This is a genomic window from Streptomyces sp. NPDC028419 (assembly GCF_055565515.1).
The window spans coordinates 123150-146139 of the sequence record NZ_JBVHUE010000003.1 but is presented as its reverse complement, the minus strand read 5'-3'; the positions used below and the strand labels follow the sequence as shown (position 1 = coordinate 146139).

Here is a 22990-nt window from a genome sequence, read left to right as displayed (position 1 = left end):
GATGGCACGATCCGCTCTTTGGCCCCAGGAAAGGTTCCACCGTGTCCAGCGCAGCACCCCGATCCCCGGGCCGCCTCCCCCGTCGGCTGCTCCAGCTCTACGTCGGGCTCGCCCTCTACGGCGCGAGCTCGGCGTTCCTGGTCCGGGCGGGCCTCGGACTGGATCCCTGGGACGTCTTCCACCAGGGCATAGCGCAGCGCACCGGGTGGACCATCGGCACGGTGTCCGTGGTCGTCGGCGCGCTCGTCCTGCTGCTGTGGGTGCCGCTGAGGCAGCGCCCGGGGCTGGGCACGGTGTCCAACGTCTTCGCGGTCGGCCTGTCCATGGACGGCACGCTGGCGGTGCTCCCGGACGTGCGCGGCGCCGTGGCGCAGGGCGCGCTGCTGGTGGCGGGAATCGTCCTCAACGGTGTCGCCACCGGCCTCTACATCGCCGCCCGGTTCGGTCCGGGGCCCCGTGACGGCCTGATGACCGGCCTGCACCGCCGCACCGGCAGGTCGGTGCGGCTGGTGCGGACCGCGATCGAGGTCACCGTCCTGGCGGCCGGATTCCTGCTCGGCGGCACCGTCGGCATCGGCACCGTCGCCTACGCGCTGGCCATCGGCCCGCTCTCCCAGATCTTCCTCCGCGTCTTCGCCCTCCCCGCCCCGCCGCCCCGCCCGGACGAGGTCCCGGAGCGGCCGTCCCCCGGCGCGGAGCACCCCCCGACGAAGGCGCGGCGCCGTTCCCGGCAGCCGGAGCGCACGCCGTAGACACGCCCTACGCCACCGAGCGGATCCGGCGGACCAGTACCGATCCCACCAGGGCCAGCGCGCCCGCGAGGGCGTACAGGGCCGTGTATCCGCCGAGGTGGGTGACCACCGGGGCCGCGATCACCGGGGCCAGGACCTGCGGCATCGCGTTGGCGATGTTGATGACGCCCAGGTCGCGGCCCCGGTCCCGCGCCGTCGGCAGCACGTCCGTGAGCAGGGCGAAGTCCACCGAGGTGTACACGCCGAAGCCGATGCCCAGGACCAGCGAGGCGACGACCGCGCCCGTCCAGGTCTGCCACACGGCGAGCAGCAGGGTGGCCGAGGAGATGACCAGCCCCGACCGGATCACGTACGGCTTGCGGCGCCCGCTGCGGTCCGAGCGGGCCCCACTGATCACCACCGTCGCGAGCATGGTGAGCGCGTTGAGCGCGGTGAGGACCAGCACCCCGGTGTCCGCGTCGCCGGCGTAGTGCACGGCGTCGGTGAGGTAGTACAGCAGGTACATCGTGCTGATCGAGTACGACAGGTTCATCAGGAACCGGGTGAGCCAGGCCCACGCGAAGTCCGGATGGCGGCGCGGGTCGATCCAGAAGCCGGCGAGGAAGGCCCGCCAGCGGAACGCGGGCCGGGCGGCGGGCGAGAGCGCGGTGTCGCGCCGCATGAGGACGTACGGCAGGGCCGCGACCACCGAGAAGGCCGCGCAGGCCAGGTACCCGGCGCCGGTGCCGCCCGCGACGGTGGCCAGCGCCGTGCCGACCAGGATGCCGACGACCTGGGAGACGCCGAGCCAGCCGCCGACCAGCCCGCGCCGGCGCCGCGGCACCTGGTCGGGTACGGCCGCGGTCAGCGCGGCGAACGAGGCGTTGAGGGCGAGTTGGACCAGGCACCAGCCCGCGATGACGGCGGGCACGCTCCGCGCGAGGGCGAGGACGGCCAGCCCCGCGGCGCCGCCCACCGTCCCGGCGACCACCCAGGGCACGCGCCGCCCCACCCGCGCCGTGGTGCGGTCGGACAGCGCCCCGAAGACCGGGTTGGCCACCATCGAGACGGCCGCGCCCACACCCGTCACCAGGGCGAGCGTGGCGGCCTTGTGGTCGGGCGCGAGCTGCTCCGCCTGCCGCGCCAGCAGCAGTTGCAGCGGGCCGAACCAGCCGACCCAGACACCGAGGTTGGCGAGGGAGAGGGCCCCCACCCACCGACCGTCCGCCGCCCCCTTGGCGGCTCCGTCCGCCGCGGCTCCGCCCTCCGTGGCGGGCCGCCCGACGCTCACCGGCCGCGCCGGATCAGGTCGCGGTACCAGGCGTAGGACTCCTTGGGCGTGCGCCGCAGGGTCTCGTAGTCGACGTGGACGAGCCCGAACCGCTGCCGGTACCCCTCGGCCCACTCGAAGTTGTCGAGGATCGACCAGATGAAGTAGCCGCGCACGTCGGCCCCTTCGGCCATCGCCCGGTGCAGGGCCCGCAGGTGCCCGTCGTGGTAGGCGATCCGGCGCGCGTCCTCGATCCGGCCCGTCACGGGGTCGGGCCCGTCGCCGTACGAGCAGCCGTTCTCGGTGACGTACAGCGGCGGCAGCCGGTCGCCGTAGCGCTCGCGCATGACGCCGAGGAGTTCGTACAGCCCTTCCGGGACCACCGGCCAGCCGAAGTCGGTCCGCTCGCGCCCTTCGATGGGGCGGATGGCGAAGGGCAGGTCCGACGGGATCTCGATGCCGCCGAAGTCCCCCGCCTCCGAGGCGGGCCGGGGAGCGCCGACGAGCATCGGGTTGTAGTAGTTGATCCCGTACCAGTCCAGCGGCGCCGAGATCGTCTTCAGGTCCTCCGCGACCGGCCCGGGCAGCAGGTCGGCCAGGCCGTCCGGGTAGGCGCCGGTCAGGATCGGGTCCGCGAAGAGCCGGTTGGTGAGGGTGTCGTACAGCTCGGCCGCGGCGCGGTCGGCCTCGTCGTCGCCGGCCGTCCAGACGGGGCTGTGCGAGGCGGCGATGCCGATCCCGCGGGCGCCCGCGGCGCGCAGGGCCTGTACGCCGAGGCCGTGGGCCAGGAGCTGGTGGTGGGCCACGGGCAGTGCGTCGAAGACGAGTTGCCTGCCGGGGGCGTGCTCGCCGAGTCCGTAGCCGAGGAGCGTGACCTCGGCGGGCTCGTTGATGGTGATCCACAGCGGGACGCGATCGGCGAGCCGCCCGGCGACCACCGAGGCGTACGCGGCGAACCGCTCGGCGGTGTCCCGGTCGAGCCAGCCGCCCCGCTCCTCCAGGGCGAGGGGGGTGTCCCAGTGGAAGAGGGTCGGCGCGGGGGTGATCCCCGCGGCGCACAGCTCGTCCACGAGCCGGTCGTAGAAGTCCAGCCCCTTCCCGTTGACCTCGCCCCCGCCCTCGGGCAGGACGCGGGACCAGGACACCGAGAACCGGTAGGCGCCGACGCCGAGTTCGGCCATCAGCGCCACGTCCTCGCGGTAGCGCCGGTAGTGGTCGGTGGCCACGTCCGCGTGCGAACCGTCCTTGATGCGGCCCGCTTCCCGGGTGAAGGCGTCCCAGGAGGAGGGGCCCCGGCCGTCGGCCGTGAGGGAGCCCTCGATCTGGAAGGCGGAGGCGGAGACGCCCCAGAGGAATCCGGCCGGGAAATCGGGTACGGACGCAGTCATGCGGACTCGCTTCGCTCGGGGGAGGGGCTGCGCGGGGCGCGCTCGCTGACGGAACTCTCGGGTCGAGGGGCCCGGCCTGTCAATGGAAAGTGAACAATCCTCATGTTTATCTGGTGGGTGCGTTCGCCGCGTACGGGCGCGCGCCGCGAGACGGCGGGCAGGGGAGGGGTGTACCCGGGCCGCGGGAGGGCAGACGGCACGGGAGAGCACGAGCGAAGAGGGACGGGTGCGAAGGCTGTGATCGCTGTGAGCGAGCGTGTGGTGCGTACGACCGGGCCGGTGACCCCGTCGGATGCGGCCGACGCCCGCGCCCGCGTGGCCGCCCTGCTGGACGGCGGGCCCGGTGCGGGCGCGCCGGTGGTGAGCGGCGCGGTCCGGGCCGATGCCCTCCTCGTGACGTCCGAGCTGGTCACCAACGCCTACCGGCACGGCGGCGGCCTCGCCGGCTTGGAAGCCGAGGTGGACGGCGACGCCCTGGAGATCACCGTCACCGACCGCAGCTGCGAGGTCCCGCACGGTGCGGCCGGGCGCCCGATCCGGCCCGGCGCGCCCAACGCCGGCGCGATCGAGGGGGGCTTCGGGTGGCCGCTGGTCCGGCTCCTCGCGGACCGGGTGTCGGTGGCCCCCCTGCCGACGGGCGGCAAGAGCGTCCGGGTCCGGCTGCGGCTGCGCTGACGGACCGGGGGAGCGGGCGGGGGCCCGCGCACAGCGGCCGGATCACTCCAGGGGGCGGGCCCGCAACGGCGTCCTGGTGTCCTGGTGACCGCCCGTGGCGAGGATCCGCACCTCGCCCTGGTCGCTGATCTCCGCGCGCAGGATTCCGGACTCGTCCGCATACACGGGGTGGCCTCCGGGGCCCTTCTGCGCGGTGCGCGCGACCACGACGGTGTCCTCGCCGGGCTCAGCGGACCCGGCGCTCCTGAACACCAGCTCGTACCGGTTCACCGTTCCATTGTGGAATGCGCGCGGGGCGGCCGCCAGGCGGCCCGAGCCCTTGGCCGGCGCCCGGGCACATGGACCGGTGAGTACGGGGCACACGGTCCTCACAACGTCCAGCGCCGAGGGAAGGACCCCGTGATGTCGCACGTCGAAGAGCACGTCGAGGTGAACGTGCCGCTCCGGACGGCATACAACCAGTGGACCCAGTTCGAGGAGTTCCCCGCCTTCATGGAGGGGGTCGAGCGGGTGGAACAGCGCGGCGACACCCTCACGCACTGGGTGACGAACGTCAACGGCGTGGAGCGCGAGTTCGAGGCCCGGATCACCGAGCAGCTCCCGGACCGGCGCGTCGCGTGGATGAGCGTGAGCGGCGAGGCCCGGCAGGCCGGGCTGGTCACCTTCCAGCCGGTCGACGCCACCACCACCCGGATCGAACTCCACCTGAACTGGGCCCCAGAGGGCCTCGCCGAGAGCGCCGCGGACAAGCTCGGCTTCGTCAAACGCCAGGTCAGCGGTGACCTCAAACGGTTCAAGCTGTTCATCGAGGCGCGCGGGGTGGAGACCGGCGGCTGGCGCGGCGAGGTGTGAGCGCGGTGAGCGAGGACGTCGCGAAGGAGGGTGTCCGGACCGCGTCCAGAGGCGGCACGGGCCGGGCGGTCACCGCGCGCTGCGGACTGGTGGCGCGCGGAGTGCTGTACGTACTGACCGGACTGCTGGCCGTACGGGTCGCCTTCGGTGAGCCCGTCGGCGAGGCGGACCGGCAGGGCGCCCTGGCCACCCTGGCCGGGCAGCCCTTCGGCCGCGTCCTGGTGTGGGCGGTCGGGATCGGGCTCGTGTGCATGGTGCTGTGGCGCCTCTCGGAGGCGGTGTTCGGCGCGGCCGGGCCGCGTGGTGACCGGGCCGGGAAGCGACTGGCCTCGGCGGCCCGCGCTGTCTTCTACGCGGGCGTCGCCTTCTCCGTGCTGTCCTTCGCCGCCGGGTCCGGTGGCGGCGGCTCCGGCGACCAGCAGTCGCGCGACGTGACCGCGCGGGCGTTCGAACTGCCCGGCGGGCAATGGCTGGTGGGCGCGGCCGGGGTCGGGATCGCCGCCGCGGGCATCGGCATCGCGGTGCGGGCGGCCCAGCGCCGCTTCCGCGACCATCTGCGCATGGGCGGCGCGTCGCAGGGCTGGCGGCGGGCCGTCGAGTTCCTCGGGGTGACCGGCGGGATCGCCCGCGGCGCGGTCTTCGCCGTCGCGGGCGGCTTCGTCTGCCACGCCGCCCTGCGCTACGATCCCGCCCGCGCCAAGGGGGTCGACGACACCCTGCGCTCCTTCGCCGCCACCCCGGCCGGCCCCTGGCTGCTCGTGGTGGTCGCCATCGGCCTGATGCTGTTCGGGGTGTTCTCCTGGGCGATGGCCCGCTGGCGCGAGGTCTGAGGCCGCCCCCGCGCCGCGGACCGCAGCGCGGGTTCAGCTCACGCGTACGCCGATGAGACAGGTGTCGTCGTCCGTGTCGGAGCGGCTGTCGGTGAGCAGTCTGTCCAGCAGGGCGTCGAGGTCGGCCGCCCGGCCGGACGCGGTGCGCATCAGGTGGCCGAGGGAGTCCTGCACCGAGGAGTCGCGGCGTTCCACCAGCCCGTCGGTGTACATCAACAGGGTGTCCCCCCGCGCCAACTGCACCTCCCGCTCGGCGTACTCGGCTTCCGGGAGCGCGCCGAGCAGCAGGCCCTCGATGAGGGGGAAGGCCCCGGCCCCGTCCCCGCGCAACAGGACCGGAGGCAGGTGGCCGGCCCGCGCCCAGCGCAGGATCCGCGTGCGCGGGTCGAAGAGGCCGCACACGGCCGTGGCCGTCACCCGTTCCGTCAGGTGGTGGGTGACGGTGTTGAGCCACGACATGAGCTGCGCGGGTCCGGCGCCCGTGACGGCGAGCCCGCGCAGCGCGTTGCGCAGCACCACCATCGCGGTCGCCGCCCCGATGCCGTGCCCCGCGATGTCGCCGACGGACAACAGCACCAGCCCCGACGGCAGGACCACCGTGTCGTACCAGTCCCCGCCCACCAGGGACTCGGACGCGGCGGGCCGGTAGCGCACCGCGACCCGCAGCCCGGGCGCCTCGACGACCGGCGGGGTCGGCGGCATGATGGCGTGCTGGAGCTGGAGGGCGAGCCGGCTGTGCTCGGCCGACTCGGCGGCGGTGTGGGCGAGTTGGTCGCGCGTCGCGGCCAGCGCGACCTCGGTCCAGTGCTGGGCGGAGATGTCCTGGTAGGCGCCGCGCACGGCGTACAAGCGCCGGTCGGCGTCCAGGACAGGTTCGGCGACGACCCGGATGTGCCGGGTGATCCCGTCCGGCCGCCGCAGCCGGAAGTCGACCGAGGCGGGCCGCCGGTAGTGGAGCAGCGCCCGCAGGAAGCGGCCCAGACCGGCCGAGTCGTCGGGGTGGGCGCGGCCCGGCAGGTCCCGGAGCGGGACGGGGTCCGCGGCGGGCGGGAGCCCGTGCAGGTCGAAGAGCTGCGCGTTCCAGGTGATCTCGCCCGAGGTCAGGTTCTCCTCGAAGCCGCCGATCCGGCCGAGGCGCTGCGCGTGCTGGAGCAGGCCGGCGAGCCGGGCCGTCTCGTCCTCCACCCGCCAGATGAGCAGCAGCGCCACCCCGTGCCGGCTGATGCTGATGTCGGCGACCGAGGTGAGGGGGACCTGGTCGACGAGCGCGGTGAGGTGCATGCGCTGGGCGCGGAAGGGCTCGCCGGTGGCGTGGACGTGCTCGATGGCGTCGAACAGGCCGCTGTCGCCCGCGGCCATCGGATAGGCCTCCAGCAGCAGGGAGCCGCCGACGTCGCCGCGCGGGCGGCCCGCCGGGTCGACGAACTTGCCGCTGACGTGGCGGATGCGGAAGTCGTCGAGGCGCCCCGCGGGGTCGAGCACCGGAGTGAGGACCACGGCCGGGTCGTGCAGCCCCTCGGCGAGGTCGATCAGCTCCCTGACGTCCGCGGGCGGGCCCTGCGCGGGTCCGGCGCCGGCCGTGGGCCCCGCGTCCATGGTGTGCGCGCACAGTTCGGCCAGGGTCTCGATCTGCCGCTCGACCGACGGCGGTTGCGGCGCCAGCGGTTGCGGCCAACACACTTCGAGTACGCCGTGGACGCGTCCGCCGGTCCCGGCCGGTACGGCGATGCGCCCCCCGCTCGGCCACTGGAGGCGGCCGATCGAGGGCGGGCCGCCCTCGTCGGGCCCGGCCAGGGTCACCAGAGCACGCTCGTGCAGGGCGAGCCGGGCGACCGTGCGGACCCCCGGGGGTACGTGACGCCAGCGCGCGGCCTCCCCGGCGGCGAAACCGGCGTGCCCCGCGAGGCCGAGGGAGCCGTCCGGCGCCGCCGTCCACACGGCGACGGCCACGGCTCCGAGCGGGGTGAGCGCGTGGGTCAGCAGGGATTGGGCGATCGCCTGCGTGTCCCCGGCGGCGGCCAGTGCGCCGCTCTCGGCCGTGCGCAGCCGCACCTCGGCGCCCGGGTCGGCCGGGAGGGAGCCCGGCGCGCCGATCCGTTCCAGGAACTCGGCGGCGACGTCACCGACGTGGTCGCGGGCCGCCTGGTTCACGATGTCGGCGGCCAGTTCCAGCGGGGAGAGGCCGGACTGGCGGCACAGCTCGTCCAGTTGTCGGGCGGCGGTCGCGGGGGTGCAGTGCAGGCGCCCGATGAGGACGCCCTTGGCCAGCTCGATCAGCGCCCGGCCGTCGGCCGCCGCGTGCGCCGCCCGTACCTCTTCCCGTAGCCGCTCGACGGTCGCGACGAGCCGTCCCAGGGCCGGCGGGGGCTCCTCGGCGGCGGGTGTCATGCCCGCATCCAGCGCCGTACGCGGCCGATCAGGTCGTCGGCGTCGACCGGCTTGGTGACGTAGTCGCTCGCCCCCGACGCCAGGCTCTTCTCCCGGTCGCCGGGCATCGCCTTGGCCGTCACCGCGATGATGGGCAGGTCGGCGTACCGGGGCATGCGCCGGATCTCCGCGGTCGCGGCGTAACCGTCCAGCTCCGGCATCATCACGTCCATCAGGATCAGGTCGATCTCGGAGTGGGCGACGAGGGTCTCGATGCCCTTGCGGCCGTCCTCCGCGTGCAGGACCCGGACCCCGTGCAGTTCGAGGATCCCGCTCAGCGCGAAGAGGTTGCGCGCGTCGTCGTCCACCACGAGCACCGTGCGTCCCGTGAGCCCCTCCCCGCCCCGGCGGCCGGAGTGCGTCCGGATCTCCCGCACCGGGGCGGACGGCCGTACGTCCCGCGGCGCGTCCGCGTGGGCGGCCAGGTGCACGGCGACGCGTCCGCGGAGCTCGTCCAGACCGGACAGCACCTCCAGCTGCGAGGAGGTGGCGCGGGTGCGCAGCTCCCTCTCCCGGCCGGGGTCCAGGGCCCCGTTGTCATGGGCCAGGACCGGCAGGGAGGCCGGCGCGGCGTCCGCGTCCAGCGCGTCGAGGAAGCGGTCCGCTTCGCCGCCGGGCAGGTCGAGGTCCAGGACCACGCAGTGGAAGGGCCCGGCCGCCAGAGCCGCCGCCGCCTCCCTGGAGTTCGCGGCCTGGACGACCTGTACGCCGCCGTCCGCGACCTGGGCGGCGCCCGGGTCCCCGGCCGGCCCGAGGGCCGGGGCGACCTCGCGGGTGGCGCTCTCGGCGACGAGGGCGAGCAGGCCGTTCGGGCGCTCCTCGATGACCAGGATCCGGCGCGGTGGACGCGGCACGGCGTGCTGCGGATCGGGTCGCTGCGGATCGGGTCGCTGGGCCGGCAGCGCGGCGGGCAGCGGGAGGGCCCCGTCGACGAAGGGCCCGCGCCCGCTCGCCGCCGGGTCGGGCTGGTCCTCGTAGTCGGGTCGGGTGACGGGCAGGTAGAGGGTGAAGGTGCTGCCCTGGCCGAGGGTGCTCCGCGCGGTCACGGACCCCCCGAGGAGCTGGGCGATCTCCCGGCTGATGGACAGCCCGAGGCCGGTACCGCCGTACTTGCGGCTGGTCGTGCCGTCGGCCTGCTGGAAGGCACCGAACACCGAGCCCAGTTGCTGCGGCGGAATGCCGATCCCGGTGTCGCGGACCCGGAAGGCCACCATCGCCCCCGGGCGGGGGACCCCCGCGGGCACCGAGGCGTCGGGGGCGCGCTCGACGTGCAGCGCGACGCTGCCGCGCTCGGTGAACTTGACCGCGTTGGAGAGCAGGTTGCGCAGCACCTGGCGCAGCCGCGAGTCGTCCGTGAGCAGGTCGACGGGCGCATCGACGGCCGTGGTGACCGTGAAGCCGAGGCCCTTCTGCGTGGTCATCGGGCGGAAGGTGGCCTCGACGTACTCCAGCAACTGCGCCAACCGCACCCGCTCGGGGTGGACGTCCATCTTGCCCGCCTCGACCTTCGACAGGTCGAGGATGTCGTTGATCAGCTGGAGCAGGTCGGACCCGGCGGAGTGGATGATGCCCGCGTACTCGACCTGCTTCGGCGTGAGGTTGCGGTGCGGGTTCTGGGCGAGGAGCTGGGCGAGGATCAGCAGGCTGTTGAGCGGGGTGCGCAGTTCGTGGCTCATGTTCGCCAGGAACTCGGACTTGTAGGTGGAGGCGAGGGACAACTGCTGGGCGCGGTCCTCCAGTTCCTGGCGCGCCTGCTCGATCTCCAGGTTCTTCGCCTCGATGTCGCGGTTCTGGCTGGCGAGCAGCGCCGCCTTCTCCTCCAGTTCCGCGTTCGAGCGCTGCAACTCGTCCTGCTGGACCTGGAGCTGCGCCGAGCGGGCCTGCAGCTCGCCGGTGAGGCGCTGGGATTCGTCGAGGAGTTCGTCGGTGCGCGCATTGGCGACGATGGTGTTGACGTTGACGCCGATGGTCTCCATCAGCTGGCCCAGGAAGTCCCGGTGCACCGGGGTGAAGGCACCGAAGGAGGCCAGTTCGATCACGCCGAGGACCTGGTCCTCCACCACGATCGGCATGACGATCAGGCTGCCGGGCGTGGTGTGCCCGAGCCCCGAGGAGATGAAGTACGTCCCGGGCACCTGGTCGGCGGCGATGGTCCGGCGGCTGCGCGCCGCCTGCCCGACGAGGGACTCGCCGAGGGCGAACCGGGCGCCCTCGACCATGGAGGCGGGACGCCCGTACGAGCCCACCAGGGTGAGCACGGTGGTGTCCGCGGAGTCCTCGGCGAGGTAGAACGCGCCGTACTGCGCCGCGACGAGCGGGGTCAGCTCGTCCATCACGAGCGCGGCGACGACCGAGAGGTCGCGGTGGCCCTGCATGAGCCCCGACAGGCGGGCCAGGTTGGACGTGAGCCAGTCCTGCTCCTGGTTGGCCCGCGTGGTCTCGCGCAGCGAGCCGACCATCGAGTTGATGTTGTCCTTCAGCTCGGCGACCTCGCCGGAGGCGTCCACCGTGATCGAGCGGGTCAGGTCGCCCTCGGCGACCGCACTAGCGACCTCGGCGATGGCCCGGACCTGCCGGGTCAGGTTCCCGGCCAGCTCGTTGACGTTCTCCGTCAGCCGCTTCCAGGTGCCGGAGACTCCTTCGACCTCGGCCTGGCCGCCGAGCCGCCCCTGACTGCCCACCTCGCGCGCGACCCGGGTGACCTCGGCCGCGAAGGAGGACAGCTGGTCGACCATCGTGTTGATCGTCGTCTTCAGCTCCAGGATCTCGCCCCGGGCGTCGACGTCGATCTTCTTCGACAGGTCGCCGTTGGCGACGGCCGTCGTGACCAGGGCGATGTTGCGGACCTGGCCCGTGAGGTTGTTCGCCATGGAATTGACGTTGTCGGTGAGGTTCTTCCAGGTGCCCGCCACGTGCGGGACGCGCGCCTGACCGCCGAGGATCCCCTCGGTGCCGACCTCCCGGGCCACCCGGGTGACCTCGTCCGCGTAGGCGGACAGCTGGTCGACCATCGTGTTGATGGTCTCCTTCAGCTCCAGGATCTCGCCGCGCGCCGTCACCGTGATCTTCCGCGAGAGGTCGCCCTCGGCCACGGCGGTCGCCACCTGGGCGATGTTGCGCACCTGTGCGGTGAGGTTTCCGGCCATGAAGTTGACCGAATCCGTGAGGTCCCGCCAGACGCCGCCCACGCCCGGCACCTCGGCCTGACCGCCGAGGGTGCCCTCGGTGCCGACCTCCCGCGCCACCCGCGTCACCTCGGAGGTGAAGAGCGACAGCTGGTCGACCATCCCGTTGAAGACCGTCGCGATCTCACCGAGCAGTCCCTCGGCCTCCTGCGGCAGCCGGGTGCGGAAGTCCCCGTCGCGCACGGCCGTCAGTCCGGCCAGCAGGCGGCGCAGGTCGGCCTCGCCGATCGCGCCCGGAACCACCGCATCGCCGCTCCCGGACCCCGGGGCAGGGCGCTCAGCCATCCGTCAACCTCACTCTAGTGACGACCGTCGTCGCGTGGCACGCCCGCCTGCGGCCGCCCGATCCCGGATGGTGGAGGACGGCGGACGGGGGTGATCATTGCGCTCACGCCACGGTACGACAGTCCCCCGGTGCGCATGCCGGGCGGGTCGCGGGGTACCCGGACCGGTACGGCGCCCCCACTCAGGCCGGCGCGGCGAGCGCGTCCCGGACGTCCGGGTGGAGGGAGAGGACCGTGTCCGCGCCGGTCAGCTGGAACAAGCGGGTCAGCTGGTCGCCGGGAGCGGCCACGCGCAGCGTGGTGGTCCGGTGCAGGCGCAGCAGCATGTTGAGGAACGAGGAATCCCCGAAGGTGATGGCTCCCGCGTCCAGGACCACCACCGGATGGGTCCCGGCCGCCCGGGTCAGAGCGTTCTCCAAGGGCGCGAGCGTGTCCTGGTCCAGCTCGCCGCGCGCCTCGACCACCCAGCCGGGACCGGCGGGGTAGCTCTTGGCGACCACTCCCGCGTCGTGTGCTTCCGTCTCCCGCACGTGTCCGCCTCCCCGTGGTCGTGTGCGTGGTTTCCGAGAGTGCGAGTATGCCTGCTCCGGGCGGCGAGAGCGACGGCCCGGGTGCTGATCGACGTCCATCCGGAATTTCTCGGGCCGCATGTGTGTAGGGGGTCGTAATGTGGGCACGAGCGGTTGCGCAGCCATTCGCCACAGGGAGGGACGGCCACATGTCCGGGATGGAAACACTTGTCAGCCGCGATCTTGAGGCGGGAGCAACGCGCACGGACGCAGGGCCGCTTGCGGGGGAGTCCGTCGCGGAGCTGCCGCAGGTGGACAACGCCCGCGAGGTGGCGCCCGCCGACGCGCGCGAGATGTCACGGGTGTTCCTGGTCCGGCTGCGTTCCCTGGAGGAAGGGACGCGCGAGTACCAGTACGTCCGCAACACCCTGATCGAGATGAACGTCTCACTCGTGCACTTCGCCGCCCGGCGCTTCCGCTCCCGAGCCGCGGGCGCGGGCGGGGTGGACATGGAGGACATCCTCCAGGTGGGGACCATCGGGCTGATCAAGGCCATCGACCGGTACGACCCGGCGCGCGAGGTGGAGTTCTCCACCCTCGCCCTCCCCTACATCACCGGCGAGATCAAGCGGTACTTCCGGGACACCACCTGGGCCGTGCACGTCCCGCGGCGCCTGCAGGAACTGCGGACCGAGCTGGCCCAGAGCCAGGAGGCCCTCAACAACCTCCTCGGCCGGGCGCCCACGGTCCGGGAACTCGCCGAACACCTCGACCTCTCCGAGGAAGAGGTCATCGAGGGCCTGGTGGCCGCCAACGGCTACACCAGCGGCTCCCTGGACACCACCGGCGACTCCGACGAGCAGGCCCCCGCGGGCCGCAGAACCCGCCCGCTGGCCGAGAGCGTCGGCGAGCCGGACGCGGCCATGGAGCTGTTCGAGGACTTCCACACCCTCGCGCCCCTGCTGGAGGAGCTCTCCGAGCGGGACCGCCACATCCTGCGGATGCGCTTCGGACAGGAGCTGACGCAGGCCGAGATCGGCGCCGAGCTGGGCATTTCCCAGATGCAGGTGTCCCGACTGCTGAGCCGCACGCTGGCGCGGCTGCGGAGCGGCATGCTCACCGCATAGGGTCGGCGCGCAGCCGGGTCCGGGCCGTCCGCCGCCGCGCCCGTCATACTCACTGCGACGAGTGAACGAGCGGACGGGCCGACGGGTCGATGAGGGCCACGGCCGTCCTGGAAGCGCGCCGCGCAGGAGGGTGCAGCATGAGCCACCGCACCACCGCTGCGCGCGCGCACCCCGGCGCCTTCGCCCACCCGGCCCTCTTCTACCGGAACCCGCAGGAGTACGTGAGCGGGGTGCGCGGCTTCCTACAGGACGCGCTGCGCGCCGCCGAGCCGGTCCTCGTCGCCGTTCCCGGCCCGCACCTGGCGGCGCTCCGCCGCGCTCTCGCGGCGGACGGGGCCGGGGCGGCGGCGCAGGACATCGAGTTCGTGGACATGGCGCGGCTGGGCCGCAACCCCGGCCGCGTCCTGGCCGCCCTGCAGGAGTTCGCCGACCGGCATCCGGGCCGCTCCGCCCGGATCGTCGGCGAGCCGATCTGGCCCGGGCGATCCGCGGCCGAGGTCCGCGAGGCGACCCGGCACGAGGCGCTCATCAACACCGCCTTCGCGGGGCGCGCCGCCAGCATCCTGTGCCCGTACGACACGACCGGACTCCCGGCCGCGGTCGTCGCCGACGCCCGGCGCACGCACCCCACGCTGATCGAAGCCGGCCGCCCGGCCGACAGCCCCGCCTACGCGGACGCCACGACGGTCTGCGCCGACTGCGACACCCCGCTGCCCGAGCCCGCCACCGCGGCGCTGGTACTGGAGTACGCCGCGGGCGAGTTGGCCCGGGTACGGGAACACGCCCAGGCCTGGGTGCGCGGCAGCGCCCTCGACCCGACCCGCCGGGACGACCTCGTCCTGGCCGTCAGCGAAGCGGCCGCGAATTCCCTCGCCCACGGCGGTGGCAGCGGCACCTTGAGACTGTGGGCCGCGGGGACCGGCGCGGTGGTGGCGGAGGTCCACGACGGCGGCCGGCTGATGGACCCGCTGGCCGGGCGCCGCCGCCCGCCCGTGGCCTCCGGTGACGGCGGCCGCGGACTGTGGATGATCCACCAGCTCTGCGACCTGGTGGAGATCAGGGCCCTGGACACGGGGCTCACCCTCCGCCTGCACATGGTGATCGGATGAGCTCGGCGACCGCGTACAACCAAGTCGTGACTCGGCCGGTCCAAGAAGGCAGGGGTTTGTCATCATTGAGGATCAGCCATCGAGGATCAGTGTCAACGGGGGTCAGGTGAGGTCACAGTGACGGCCATCGGATCGGACGCCGGCGAGCCACTGGGCGCGCGAGCGCCGGTCATGGGGCAGCGTCGCCGCCTCGCCCTGCGCGGTGTCCGAGGACACGTGGCGAAGGGCCGCGACTTCACCCGCGAAGCCATCCGGGACTGGGGCTGGCCCTCCAACCAGACCAGCGAGGACGCCCTGCTCGTCGTGTCGGAGCTGCTGACCAACGCGAGCCTGCACGCGGGCGGGTGCGACGAACTCGTCCTGACCTACGGCAGGGCCCTGCGCATCGAGGTCCTCGACGGCGAGACGGAGCTGCCCGCTCCGCGGGTCACGCCGCGCGGCACCCCCGGAGGCCACGGGCTCGCTATCGTCCAACGGCTCTCCGACCGCTGGGGCGCCGACGCGCACGCGAGCGGCAAGGTCGTCTGGGCGGAGATCGAAGGCTCCCGACTGGCCACGGGCGGCGCCGCCCCCGTTCGGGGCGAGCCGGGTCCGAACGGCCCAACCGTGCAGTAGGACCCCTCCGTACGGGGAACCGATGGGTGCCGGCTGTCCGCTCGGGCGGCCGGGGCAACAGCGGATTCCGTACGGAGAGAGGTGCACCCCATGAACCACACGGAACGCACGGCACGCACGGTCGGCGCGGGGGGACGGGGATGAGCCCCAACGCCACCCACCTGCCCAAACCGGGCGTCAAGACGGCCCGCGACCTGATGACACCGGGCGCGCACTGCGTCGGCCACGACGAGCCGGTGCTCCGGGCGGCCCACCAGATGGCCGAGCTGGGGGTGGGCGCCCTGCCGATCCGGGACGGCGGCGACCGCATCATCGGCATGATCACCGACCGCGACATCGTCGTCCGCGTGCTCGTGCCCGGGAAGGACCCCGCCACGACCCCCGCGGGTGAACTCGCCGGAGGCGCGGTCACGATCGGCCCGGACGACGACGCCGAGAAGATCCTGCGGACGATGGCCGCGCACAAGGTCCGCCGGCTCCCCGTCCTCGACGGCCACCGCCTCGTGGGCATGGTCGCCCAGGCCGACATCGCCCGCGCCCTGCCCCACCCGGAGGTCGGCGCCCTGCTGGGCGCCCTCTCCAGCGACTGACGGCGAACGCCGCCCCGGGGGCGTCAGGGCGTGCCGGACGGCGGATCCGGCACCCCCTGACGTCAGCGGGCCCGCGGCGCGCAGCACGCCCGCGCGGTGGCCGGCCGTCGTGGGTCAGTCGCCCGTGGCGGAGGGGACGGGGCGGACGGGGTGCGCGGGGAGGACGGCGTGGGCGCCGCGGCCCGCCGCGTCGACGTGGACGACGTGGGGGCCCACCCGGACCGTCATCGTCCCGCCGGCGGTCCAGCAGCCTTCGGGGCCGTCGGCTCCGGGGAGCGGGGTCCACACCTCCAGGAAGGTCGAACCGTCGGGGTTGGTGCCCGTCTCCACCATGCCGGCGCCGTCGGCGCGCAGGGCACCGACGTCGACGCCGGGCTCGCCGACCTCGTGGTGGAAGGTGACCCGTTCCCCGTCGTAGGAGGTGCATCCGGCGAAACCGCGGCTGTCGGCGTACAGGGCGCCGGTCTGGAGCCACACGACGTGCTCGGTCTCCAGCAGCGGGCCACCGTCACGGCTGATGCCGGCGCGCAGCCACGCGCCGCGGGTGGGTGCGTCCATGCCCCCAGGGTGCCAGAGCCCCCGGTCCCGGCGCGGGCGGGGCGTTCAGTGCGCGCCCCAGCCGCCGTCCAGGGGGAGGGAGGCGCCGGTGAGGTACCCGGTGTGCGGTCCGCACAGCCAGAGCACGGCCGCCGCGACCTCCTCCGGCTCGATCAGGCGCTTGATCGCCGAGCGGGTCAACAGCACGTCCGACACCACGTCCGCGGGGCTGATCCCGTGCGCGGTGGCCTGGGCCCGGATCTGGTCCTCGACCAGCGGGGTGCGGACGTACCCCGGATTGACGCAGTTGCTGGTCACGCCGTACGGCGCGGCCTCGATGGCCGTGACCTTGTTCAACCCCTCCAGGCCGTGCTTGGCGGCGACGTACGCGGACTTGTAGGCGCTGGCCCGCAGCCCGTGGACGCTGGAGACATTGACCACCCGGCCCCAGCCGCGCGCGTACATGTGCGGCAGGGTGCGGCGCAGCAGCAGGAACGGCGCGGTCACCATCACCTGCTGGATCAGGGTGAACCGTTCGGGCGGGAACTCGGTGAGCGGCGCCACGTGCTGGAGCCCGGCGTTGTTCACCAGGACGTCCACGGCGGCGGGCAGCGATTCGATGGCGGCGGGGTCGGACAGGTCCGCGGTGTGCGCGTGCCCGCCCACCGCCGCGGCCGTGGCCGCGGCCGACTCCCCGTCGATGTCCACCGCGTGCACCGTGGCACCGGCGGCGGCCAGGGCGATGGCGCAGGCCCGGCCGATGCCGCTGCCCGCGCCCGTCACCAGGGCGACCCGCCCGGTCAGGATGGCTCCGTCGGAGGGGGCCGCGGGCCGGGTCGCCGGGGGAGGAGGAAAGGTCGTCATGGCGCGCAACAGTAGGCACCGCCGACGCCGGCCGACATGGCGCCCACCGCCACACTGCCGCTGCCCGCCGTGGTGATCATCACCACTCGTCGTGCCCGCCCCACCCCGCACCGACCCCCGCCGCGGACGCCTCGCCCCGACCGTGCCCCGCCGCGCCGCCGACGAAGGACTCCGGGTCCGTGGCGTACGGCAGCCCGGTCACCGGCCGGCCGCCGAGGAAGCGGGCCATCAGGTCGGCGAAGTCCGCGCTGCGCTCCAGCGGCGCCAGGTGGTCGGTCTCCAGCACGGTCAGGAACTGCGCGTCGGGCAGGGAAGACGCCACGCGGCGGCCCATGTCGGGCGTGGTGAGCGTGTCGTGCTCGCCGGTGACGACCAGCGCGGGCACCGCCGGACAGGGCTCGGGGCGGTACCACTCGTGCCGCAGCAACCGCCGGTTGTGCTCGGCCGACTTGCGCAGGGAATCGGGGCTCTGACCGGCGATCTGCTGGTAGACGAGCCGGGCGACCGCCGCGTGCTTGCGCACGGTGCCGGTGCCGGGGGGCGACATGAAGCGGTCGGTGAGCTCCCGGGCGATGTCCAGGGTGTCACCGCGCGCGATCATGCGGTCCCAGCGTTCCATCGCCGCCGTGTACTCGTCGGTGACGGCCGTCGTCATCCCGCTGAGCAGCAGCCGCTCGACGTACGCCGGGTAGTGCTGGGCGAAGCGCAGCGCGATGGCCCCGCCGAAGCAGGTGCCGAACAGTCCGATCCGCTCCAGCCCCAGCGCGTCCACCATGTGCCGGGTGGCGGCGGCGAGGTGGTCGACCCCGTAGCGGGCCGGGAGGAAGTCGGCGCCGCCGTAGCCGGGCAGGTCGACGGTGACCACGGGAGCGTCCTGGACGAGCCGCTTCTCGTGCCGGGTCCAGGAGGTCCGGTTCTGCTCGGAGCCGCCGAGGATGAGGATCGGCGTGCCCGTGCCGCCCGCCCGGGCCGTCCGGCAGACGTAGGTGAGCCCGTCGAAGACCAGTTCCCGTTCCTCCACTCTCGCGGCGACGGCGTCCGGGCCGCTGCCCTGAGCGGGGACGGGCAGGGGGACGGCCGGGTCCCGGTGCGTGAACGATCCCTGGCCCTGGACCGTGGCGGAACTCGGCATGAAAGTCATTGGTCGCTCCAAGAGGCGCCGGAAGGACGAAGCGCGCTGTACAACCCTCCCCGGCGGCGAAAGGTGTCGGCGCCGGCCGCACGGGTGCGCCACCCGGCCGATGACTCGGACGGGTGGCGCGGGGAGGAGAAGGGGGAGCGGGAACGGGGTCAGGACGCGGGGGCGTCCTCCGTCTCCGGGATGGTGACCAGCCAGCGGGAGTCCTGGCGCGGGCGCAGGTAGAGCGCCCAGTAGAGGGTGGCGATGCCGGTGATGCCGCCCGTCCAGAGCAGGTACTCGGTCTCCTGCTGGGTCAGGATGTAGGTGAGTACGAGGATCAGCGCGACCGGCACCGCGGGCCACAGCGGCATCCGCCAGGCGGCCACCGTGCGGTGCGCGCCGCGCCGGCTGTACAGCGCGGCCACCGCCACCAGCAGGTACATGCCCGTCACCGAGACGCCGGTCACGCCGTAGAGCGTGTCCAGATTGACGAAGCACAGGGCCGCGCCGGGGACGCCGACGAGCAGGGTGGCGACCCAGGGGGAGCCGGTGCGGCCCAGCCGGGACAGGGCGTTGTTGACGGGCTCGGGCCACGCCTTGTCGCGGGCGGAGGCGAAGAGCACCCGCGAGTTCTGGATGACCATGACGATGCCCGCGTTGACGATGGCGAGGGCGACGCAGAGGCTGACGAAGGTGCCGACGGCCGAGTTGGACCAGGCGGTGACCATCGCGCCGATGTCCCCGCTGGTCAGGGCCGCGAGGTCGGGGGCGCCGACGGTGATGGCGATGACCGGGACGAGGATGACGGCGGTGGAGATGGCCAGGGTGGCCAGCACGGTGCGGGCGACGTTGCGCCGCGGGTTCTCCAGTTCCTCCGACAGGTAGACGGCGGTCGAGAACCCCTGGGTGATGAACAGGGCGATGGCGAGGCCGGAGACCACCATCATCGCGGTCACCGTGGAGGTCGAGGCGCCGCTCTCACCGGCCACCGAGCCGTGGACCAGGGCCGAGGCGCCGCGCTCGCTGTGGGCGAAGCCGAGGACGGCGACCAGGGCGGCGGCCACGACCTCCAGCACCAGGAAGATGCCGGTGATCCAGGCGTTGGCGCGCAGGTCCAGCAGGCCCGCGAGGGTGGCGAGCAGCATGACCGCGCCGCCCGCGACCGGGGCCGGGACGTGGACGATGGGCGCCAGGTAGTCGGCCGTACCCATGGCGATCACGGGCGGCACGATCATCACCACCAGCAGGGACAGGACGAAGACCAACCAACCCGCGAGGCGGCCCGCCAGCGTCGACACGATGGCGTACTCGCCGCCCGCGCTCGGGATCAGCGTGCCCAGCTCGGAGTAGCAGAACGCGACGCCGATGCACAGCAGCGAGCCGATGGCGATGGTGAGGGCGGCGTAGGTGCCGAGGCTCGAGAACAGGTCGGGCACGACCACGAAGAGGGTCGAAGCCGGCGTCACGCACGAGAGGGTGAGCAGGGTCCCGCCCACCACGCCGATGGAGCGCTTCAGCTTCTGGGGGACGGGGCCGGTCGCGGGGGCGAGCGCCTGGGGAGCGCTGATCGTGTCGGACATCAGTGCGGGTTCCGATCGGCAGATGCGGGGTGATGAGTGCGGGAGCGGTATCGCCTCCGAGGCGGCTGGTGAGCAAGTGGTTCCGTGTGCTCCCGGGCCGCTATGCAATCTCCGCGAGATCCGCTGGTCAATAGCTGTTTACCTGCGGAATCCATCGTTCCGACGCGCCGCCGCTGTCCGTTTCGGCGTTAAGACCGCGTGAATACTGCCCTCCGGAGGATGCGGGAACCGCAGCTCGTCCCGCAGAATATTTCCCCGGCTTTGCCGACCGGGCCCCTCCCTGGCCCCCGCCCCCCGGCCGAGTCGGTCTCAGAGCCTCGCGGAACGCAGCTCGCGCCGCTCGTCCTCGGTCAGTCCGCCCCACACCCCGAAGGTCTCGTGGGTGCGCAGGGCGTGCTCCAGGCACGCGCGCCGCACCGGACACACCGCGCACACCCGCTTCGCGGCCTCGTCCCGATCGTCCCGTTCGTCGCCCCGCTCACCGGCGGGATGGAAGAAGCGGTTCGGGCCGAGATCGCGGCAGGCCGCGTCGTCCTGCCACTCCCAGTTGCATTGCGCTTGTCCCGGCAGCAGCGACACGTCGGACATGACAGTTCCCCTCTCGCGGGTCCGTTCGGATCGTCAATGCGTCTGACCACTCGAAGGGGGTTGAAACGTCCGGCGCATGACGGCCTGTGAGGAAGCGTGGCCGATACTCGGGGCGCAGGGACCAGTACGCGGGACGGGCCGGGCCGGGTACGGCGCGGCGGGGGGAGGAACGGTGGGGGCAGCGGTGCGCCGCGCGCGCCTGGCGCGGCTACGGAACCCGGCGGCGGCGGTGGCCCTGTGCCTGGCCTCCCTGGCCGGAGCCGCGCCCGTGGTGACGGCCGCGACCGCGGCCCCGGCGACCACGCTCCCGCGGGGCCTGGACCGCGTCGCCCTCGCCCGGGGCCTCGATGCCGTGCGCGACGCGGGGATGTACGGGGCGTACGCCTCCGTGCGGGACGGAGTCGCCGGATGGGACGGGGCCACCGGGGTGGCCGACCTCGACACGGGCCGCCCCACCCGTCCCGGCATGGAACACCGCGTCGGCAGCGTCACCAAGTCCTTCACCGCGGTCGCCGTCCTCCAGCAGAGCGCGGCGGGCCGGATCGAGCTCGACGCGCCGATCGGCGACTACCTCCCCGACCTGGTCCCGGGCGAGCGCGGCCGGCGGATCACCGTCCGCATGCTGATGAACCACACCAGCGGCATCGCCGACTACGTCCCGCGGGCCTTCCCCTCCCTGGCCCGCGGATCGGCCGCGAGCCTGGACGAGTTCCGCCACCGCACGCTGCTCCCGGCCACGCTGATCGGCTGGGGCCTCGACGCGCCGCCGGTCTTCGCGCCCGGCACCGACTGGTCGTACTCCAACACCAACTACGTCCTGCTCGGCGAGCTGCTGCGCGAGGTCACCGGCCGCGATCCCGAAGAGGTCATCACCCGGGACGTCATCCGCCGTGCCGGACTGCGCCACACCTACTTCCCGGGGACGGACCCGCTCATCGCCGGCCCGCACGCCAAGCTGTACGAGAGCTTCCACGGGCTGATCGACCCGCCCCGCGACTACAGCGAGTACGACATGACCATGGCCGGCACGGCCGGGGCGCTGATCTCCACCCCGCAGGACCTCAACACCTTCTACCGGGACCTGCTCCAGGGCGGCCTGCTGCCCGCCGCCCAGCTCCGCGAGATGCGCACGACCCACCCGGTCACGGACGACACCGGCCGGGTCATCGCCCGGTACGGCCTCGGCATCTACACCGTCGACACCCCGTGCGGGCCGGCCTGGGGCCACGACGGTTCGGTGTGGGGCGCGGGCACCACCGCGCTGTCCAGCGCCGACGGCGCCCGACAGTTCGCCCTCGGCTCCAACCTCGGCAAGTACCAGCTGAACGACGCCGAGGGCCGGCCGGTCCCGCACCCCGTGGACGCGGCACTCGACCGGCTCCAGACCCTGGCCCTGTGCGGTACGGGCGCACCCGCGCCCGCACCGCCCCTGTTCGCGCCCCCGCAGACCGACCCGCTGGAGGCTCCGCTGGCCCCGCCGTCGCTGTCCTCGGCGGCCGGTCAGCGCTTGCGGTAGTCCCGCGCGTCCGCCGCGGCGGCCAGCACCGCGTCCAGGTCCGCGCCGATCGCGGAGGTCAAGGTGATGGCCACCGCTCCCTCCAGGAACGGCGCGTCCACGATCCGGGTGCCGGCGGGCAGCCCCGCCTCCTCGTCGCCGATCAGGGACTTCACGGTGAGCACCGCGCTGCCCATGTCGCACAGCACGGCCACGCCCCGACCCTCGTCCACGGCGCGGACGGCCTCGCGGATCAGCGCCGCGCTGGTGCCGATCCCGCCGTCCCGGGTGCCGCCCGCCAGGGCGAGCGGGCCGGGCTCGGCCGAGCTGAGCAGGGCCCGGGTCAGCTCGGCCACCGACTCGGCGACCGCCTTGCTGTGGGAGACCAGGACGACGCCGACCCGGCCGGTCGTGACACCGGCCCGGGCCCGGCGGCCCTCCCCGGCGACGGGCTCCTCGGCGAGGGGTTCCTCGGCGACGGCTTCCCGCGCCGGGTCCGTCCCGATCTCCGTCCCGATGTCGCCGATGTCGCCGGCGGCGCCGTCGACGGCCGTCCGTAGCGCCTCCATCAGCAGCGCCACCGAATTGGCGCCCGCGTCCTGGTGTCCGACGCTCCGCTCGCCCAGGTAGCTGGCCCGCCCCTTGCGGGCCTGCAACCCGGCCGTGACGTCGGCCCCCGCGCGCGCCGCCTTCGAGGCCTCGTCCAGGGCCTCGCGCAGCGGGCGTCCCGCCTCGGCGGCGTCGGCCAGGGCGTGGACCGCCGGAGCCAGCGCGTCCACCATCGTCGCGTCGCCGACCTCGGCGCCGCCGAGCTTCTGGACCGAGCGCAGACCGGCGCCGAGCGCGGCGCCCAGCTCCCCGGCGGTCGGCTGCTCGGTGTCGCCCAGCACCTTGCCGGTGCGCCGCAGCGCGGTGCCGAAGAGCGGACCGGAGGCGCCGCCCACCGTGTTGGTCAGCGTGGACCCGGCCAGGGTCAGCAGGGCGCCCGGGGTGCGCGGGCGGGTCTCGGTCACGGCGGCGGTGACCGCGCCGAAGCCGCGGACCAGATTGGCGCCGTGGTCGCCGTCGCCGATGACCGCGTCCAGCTCGGTGAGTCGCTCGGCGTCGCGGCGTACCAGACGGGTGGTCTCGGCGAGCCAGCGCTGGAAGCAGGCGGCGTCGAGAACGGGTGCTTCCGGCTGCATGGTCGTCATGCGTGTCACTCCTGGCGGCGA

At 73.8% G+C, this 22990-nt stretch carries 21 protein-coding genes and 1 pseudogene; 9 read left to right on the top strand and 13 right to left on the bottom strand.

Annotated features, from left to right (window positions below; genetic code table 11):
- Positions 1 to 41: 41 nt before the first annotated feature.
- Positions 42 to 752, top strand: a complete 711-nt coding sequence (yczE, locus tag ACZ4UB_RS05080) for a membrane protein YczE (protein WP_468068321.1) — start codon at positions 42 to 44, stop codon at positions 750 to 752.
- Positions 753 to 759: 7 nt separating this feature from the next.
- On the opposite strand, the gene ACZ4UB_RS05075 is transcribed toward yczE, so the two are convergent.
- Both ACZ4UB_RS05075 and ACZ4UB_RS05070 read right to left on the bottom strand, forming a co-directional pair.
- On the bottom strand, positions 760 to 2022 hold the full coding sequence (locus tag ACZ4UB_RS05075) for an MFS transporter (protein ID WP_468068319.1): 1263 nt from the start codon (positions 2020 to 2022) through the stop codon (positions 760 to 762).
- The gene (locus ACZ4UB_RS05070) at positions 2019 to 3389 is read right to left on the bottom strand and encodes a GH1 family beta-glucosidase (protein WP_468068317.1); all 1371 of its coding nucleotides are present in this window, start codon (positions 3387 to 3389) and stop codon (positions 2019 to 2021) included. The genes ACZ4UB_RS05075 and ACZ4UB_RS05070 overlap by 4 nt, the downstream gene beginning before the upstream one ends.
- 279 nt (positions 3390 to 3668) lie before the next feature.
- Here ACZ4UB_RS05070 and ACZ4UB_RS05065 point away from each other — a divergent pair, with 279 nt between their 5' ends.
- Positions 3669 to 4064, top strand: coding sequence for an ATP-binding protein (locus ACZ4UB_RS05065; protein WP_468068315.1), 396 nt, complete (start codon positions 3669 to 3671; stop codon positions 4062 to 4064).
- A gap of 42 nt (positions 4065 to 4106) precedes the next feature.
- On the opposite strand, the gene ACZ4UB_RS05060 is transcribed toward ACZ4UB_RS05065, so the two are convergent.
- Positions 4107 to 4334, bottom strand: a complete 228-nt coding sequence (locus ACZ4UB_RS05060; protein ID WP_468068314.1) for a DUF6296 family protein — start codon at positions 4332 to 4334, stop codon at positions 4107 to 4109.
- A 132-nt stretch (positions 4335 to 4466) separates the two neighbouring features.
- Here ACZ4UB_RS05060 and ACZ4UB_RS05055 point away from each other — a divergent pair, with 132 nt between their 5' ends.
- Both ACZ4UB_RS05055 and ACZ4UB_RS05050 read left to right on the top strand, forming a co-directional pair.
- On the top strand, positions 4467 to 4916 hold the full coding sequence (locus ACZ4UB_RS05055) for an SRPBCC family protein (protein WP_468068312.1): 450 nt from the start codon (positions 4467 to 4469) through the stop codon (positions 4914 to 4916).
- Positions 4917 to 4921: 5 nt separating this feature from the next.
- Positions 4922 to 5746, top strand: coding sequence for a DUF1206 domain-containing protein (locus ACZ4UB_RS05050; RefSeq protein ID WP_468068310.1), 825 nt, complete (start codon positions 4922 to 4924; stop codon positions 5744 to 5746).
- Positions 5747 to 5779: 33 nt separating this feature from the next.
- Here ACZ4UB_RS05050 and ACZ4UB_RS05045 read toward each other — a convergent pair whose 3' ends face one another.
- The 3 genes from ACZ4UB_RS05045 to ACZ4UB_RS05035 form a co-directional block, all read right to left on the bottom strand.
- A complete protein-coding gene (locus ACZ4UB_RS05045; protein WP_468068593.1) occupies positions 5780 to 8146 on the bottom strand; it encodes a SpoIIE family protein phosphatase in 2367 nt (788 codons plus the stop codon).
- The gene (locus ACZ4UB_RS05040; RefSeq protein WP_468068309.1) at positions 8131 to 11643 is read right to left on the bottom strand and encodes a hybrid sensor histidine kinase/response regulator; all 3513 of its coding nucleotides are present in this window, start codon (positions 11641 to 11643) and stop codon (positions 8131 to 8133) included. Before ACZ4UB_RS05040 ends, ACZ4UB_RS05045 begins: the two co-directional genes overlap by 16 nt.
- Positions 11644 to 11824: 181 nt before the next feature.
- On the bottom strand, positions 11825 to 12172 hold the full coding sequence (locus tag ACZ4UB_RS05035; protein WP_354381051.1) for an STAS domain-containing protein: 348 nt from the start codon (positions 12170 to 12172) through the stop codon (positions 11825 to 11827).
- 197 nt (positions 12173 to 12369) lie between these two features.
- Here ACZ4UB_RS05035 and ACZ4UB_RS05030 point away from each other — a divergent pair, with 197 nt between their 5' ends.
- The 4 genes from ACZ4UB_RS05030 to ACZ4UB_RS05015 all read left to right on the top strand — a co-directional run bounded on the left by ACZ4UB_RS05030 (position 12370) and on the right by ACZ4UB_RS05015 (position 15592).
- Positions 12370 to 13278 carry a SigB/SigF/SigG family RNA polymerase sigma factor gene (locus tag ACZ4UB_RS05030; RefSeq protein ID WP_468068592.1) on the top strand — a complete coding sequence of 303 codons (909 nt, stop codon included), beginning with the start codon at positions 12370 to 12372 and terminating at the stop codon, positions 13276 to 13278.
- Between the two features lie 137 nt (positions 13279 to 13415).
- On the top strand, positions 13416 to 14387 hold the full coding sequence (locus ACZ4UB_RS05025) for an anti-sigma factor RsbA family regulatory protein (protein ID WP_468068307.1): 972 nt from the start codon (positions 13416 to 13418) through the stop codon (positions 14385 to 14387).
- 117 nt (positions 14388 to 14504) lie between these two features.
- Positions 14505 to 15002 (top strand): ATP-binding protein, encoded by a 498-nt coding sequence (locus tag ACZ4UB_RS05020; protein WP_468068306.1) that lies wholly within the window; start codon positions 14505 to 14507, stop codon positions 15000 to 15002.
- Between the two features lie 140 nt (positions 15003 to 15142).
- Entirely contained in the window at positions 15143 to 15592 is a 450-nt protein-coding gene (locus ACZ4UB_RS05015) for a CBS domain-containing protein (RefSeq protein WP_468068305.1), read from the top strand.
- 114 nt (positions 15593 to 15706) lie between these two features.
- Here the strand turns inward: ACZ4UB_RS05015 and ACZ4UB_RS05010 are convergent, their stop codons facing one another.
- The 5 genes from ACZ4UB_RS05010 to ACZ4UB_RS04990 form a co-directional block, all read right to left on the bottom strand.
- Positions 15707 to 16150, bottom strand: a complete 444-nt coding sequence (locus ACZ4UB_RS05010; RefSeq protein WP_468068303.1) for a hypothetical protein — start codon at positions 16148 to 16150, stop codon at positions 15707 to 15709.
- A 45-nt stretch (positions 16151 to 16195) separates the two neighbouring features.
- A complete protein-coding gene (locus ACZ4UB_RS05005; protein WP_468068302.1) occupies positions 16196 to 16993 on the bottom strand; it encodes a 3-hydroxybutyrate dehydrogenase in 798 nt (265 codons plus the stop codon).
- A 79-nt stretch (positions 16994 to 17072) separates the two neighbouring features.
- Positions 17073 to 18125, bottom strand: a complete 1053-nt coding sequence (locus ACZ4UB_RS05000) for an alpha/beta fold hydrolase (protein WP_468068301.1) — start codon at positions 18123 to 18125, stop codon at positions 17073 to 17075.
- 158 nt (positions 18126 to 18283) lie between these two features.
- On the bottom strand, positions 18284 to 19693 hold the full coding sequence (locus tag ACZ4UB_RS04995) for an APC family permease (protein ID WP_468068299.1): 1410 nt from the start codon (positions 19691 to 19693) through the stop codon (positions 18284 to 18286).
- A gap of 309 nt (positions 19694 to 20002) precedes the next feature.
- Positions 20003 to 20281, bottom strand: a complete 279-nt coding sequence (locus ACZ4UB_RS04990; protein ID WP_354381042.1) for a WhiB family transcriptional regulator — start codon at positions 20279 to 20281, stop codon at positions 20003 to 20005.
- A 172-nt stretch (positions 20282 to 20453) separates the two neighbouring features.
- On the opposite strand from ACZ4UB_RS04990, the gene ACZ4UB_RS04985 reads away from it, so the two are divergent.
- Positions 20454 to 21797 carry a serine hydrolase domain-containing protein gene (locus ACZ4UB_RS04985; protein ID WP_468068298.1) on the top strand — a complete coding sequence of 448 codons (1344 nt, stop codon included), beginning with the start codon at positions 20454 to 20456 and terminating at the stop codon, positions 21795 to 21797.
- Here ACZ4UB_RS04985 and ACZ4UB_RS04980 read toward each other — a convergent pair.
- Together ACZ4UB_RS04980 and dhaL are read right to left on the bottom strand one after the other, a co-directional pair.
- Complete coding sequence (locus ACZ4UB_RS04980) at positions 21782 to 22165, bottom strand: PTS-dependent dihydroxyacetone kinase phosphotransferase subunit DhaM (protein ID WP_468068589.1); 384 nt, start codon at positions 22163 to 22165, stop codon at positions 21782 to 21784. The genes ACZ4UB_RS04985 and ACZ4UB_RS04980 overlap by 16 nt on opposite strands.
- Positions 22166 to 22309: 144 nt before the next feature.
- A pseudogene (gene dhaL / locus ACZ4UB_RS04975) lies at positions 22310 to 22960 on the bottom strand (dihydroxyacetone kinase subunit DhaL); the annotation flags it as partial.
- Positions 22961 to 22990 lie beyond the last annotated feature (30 nt).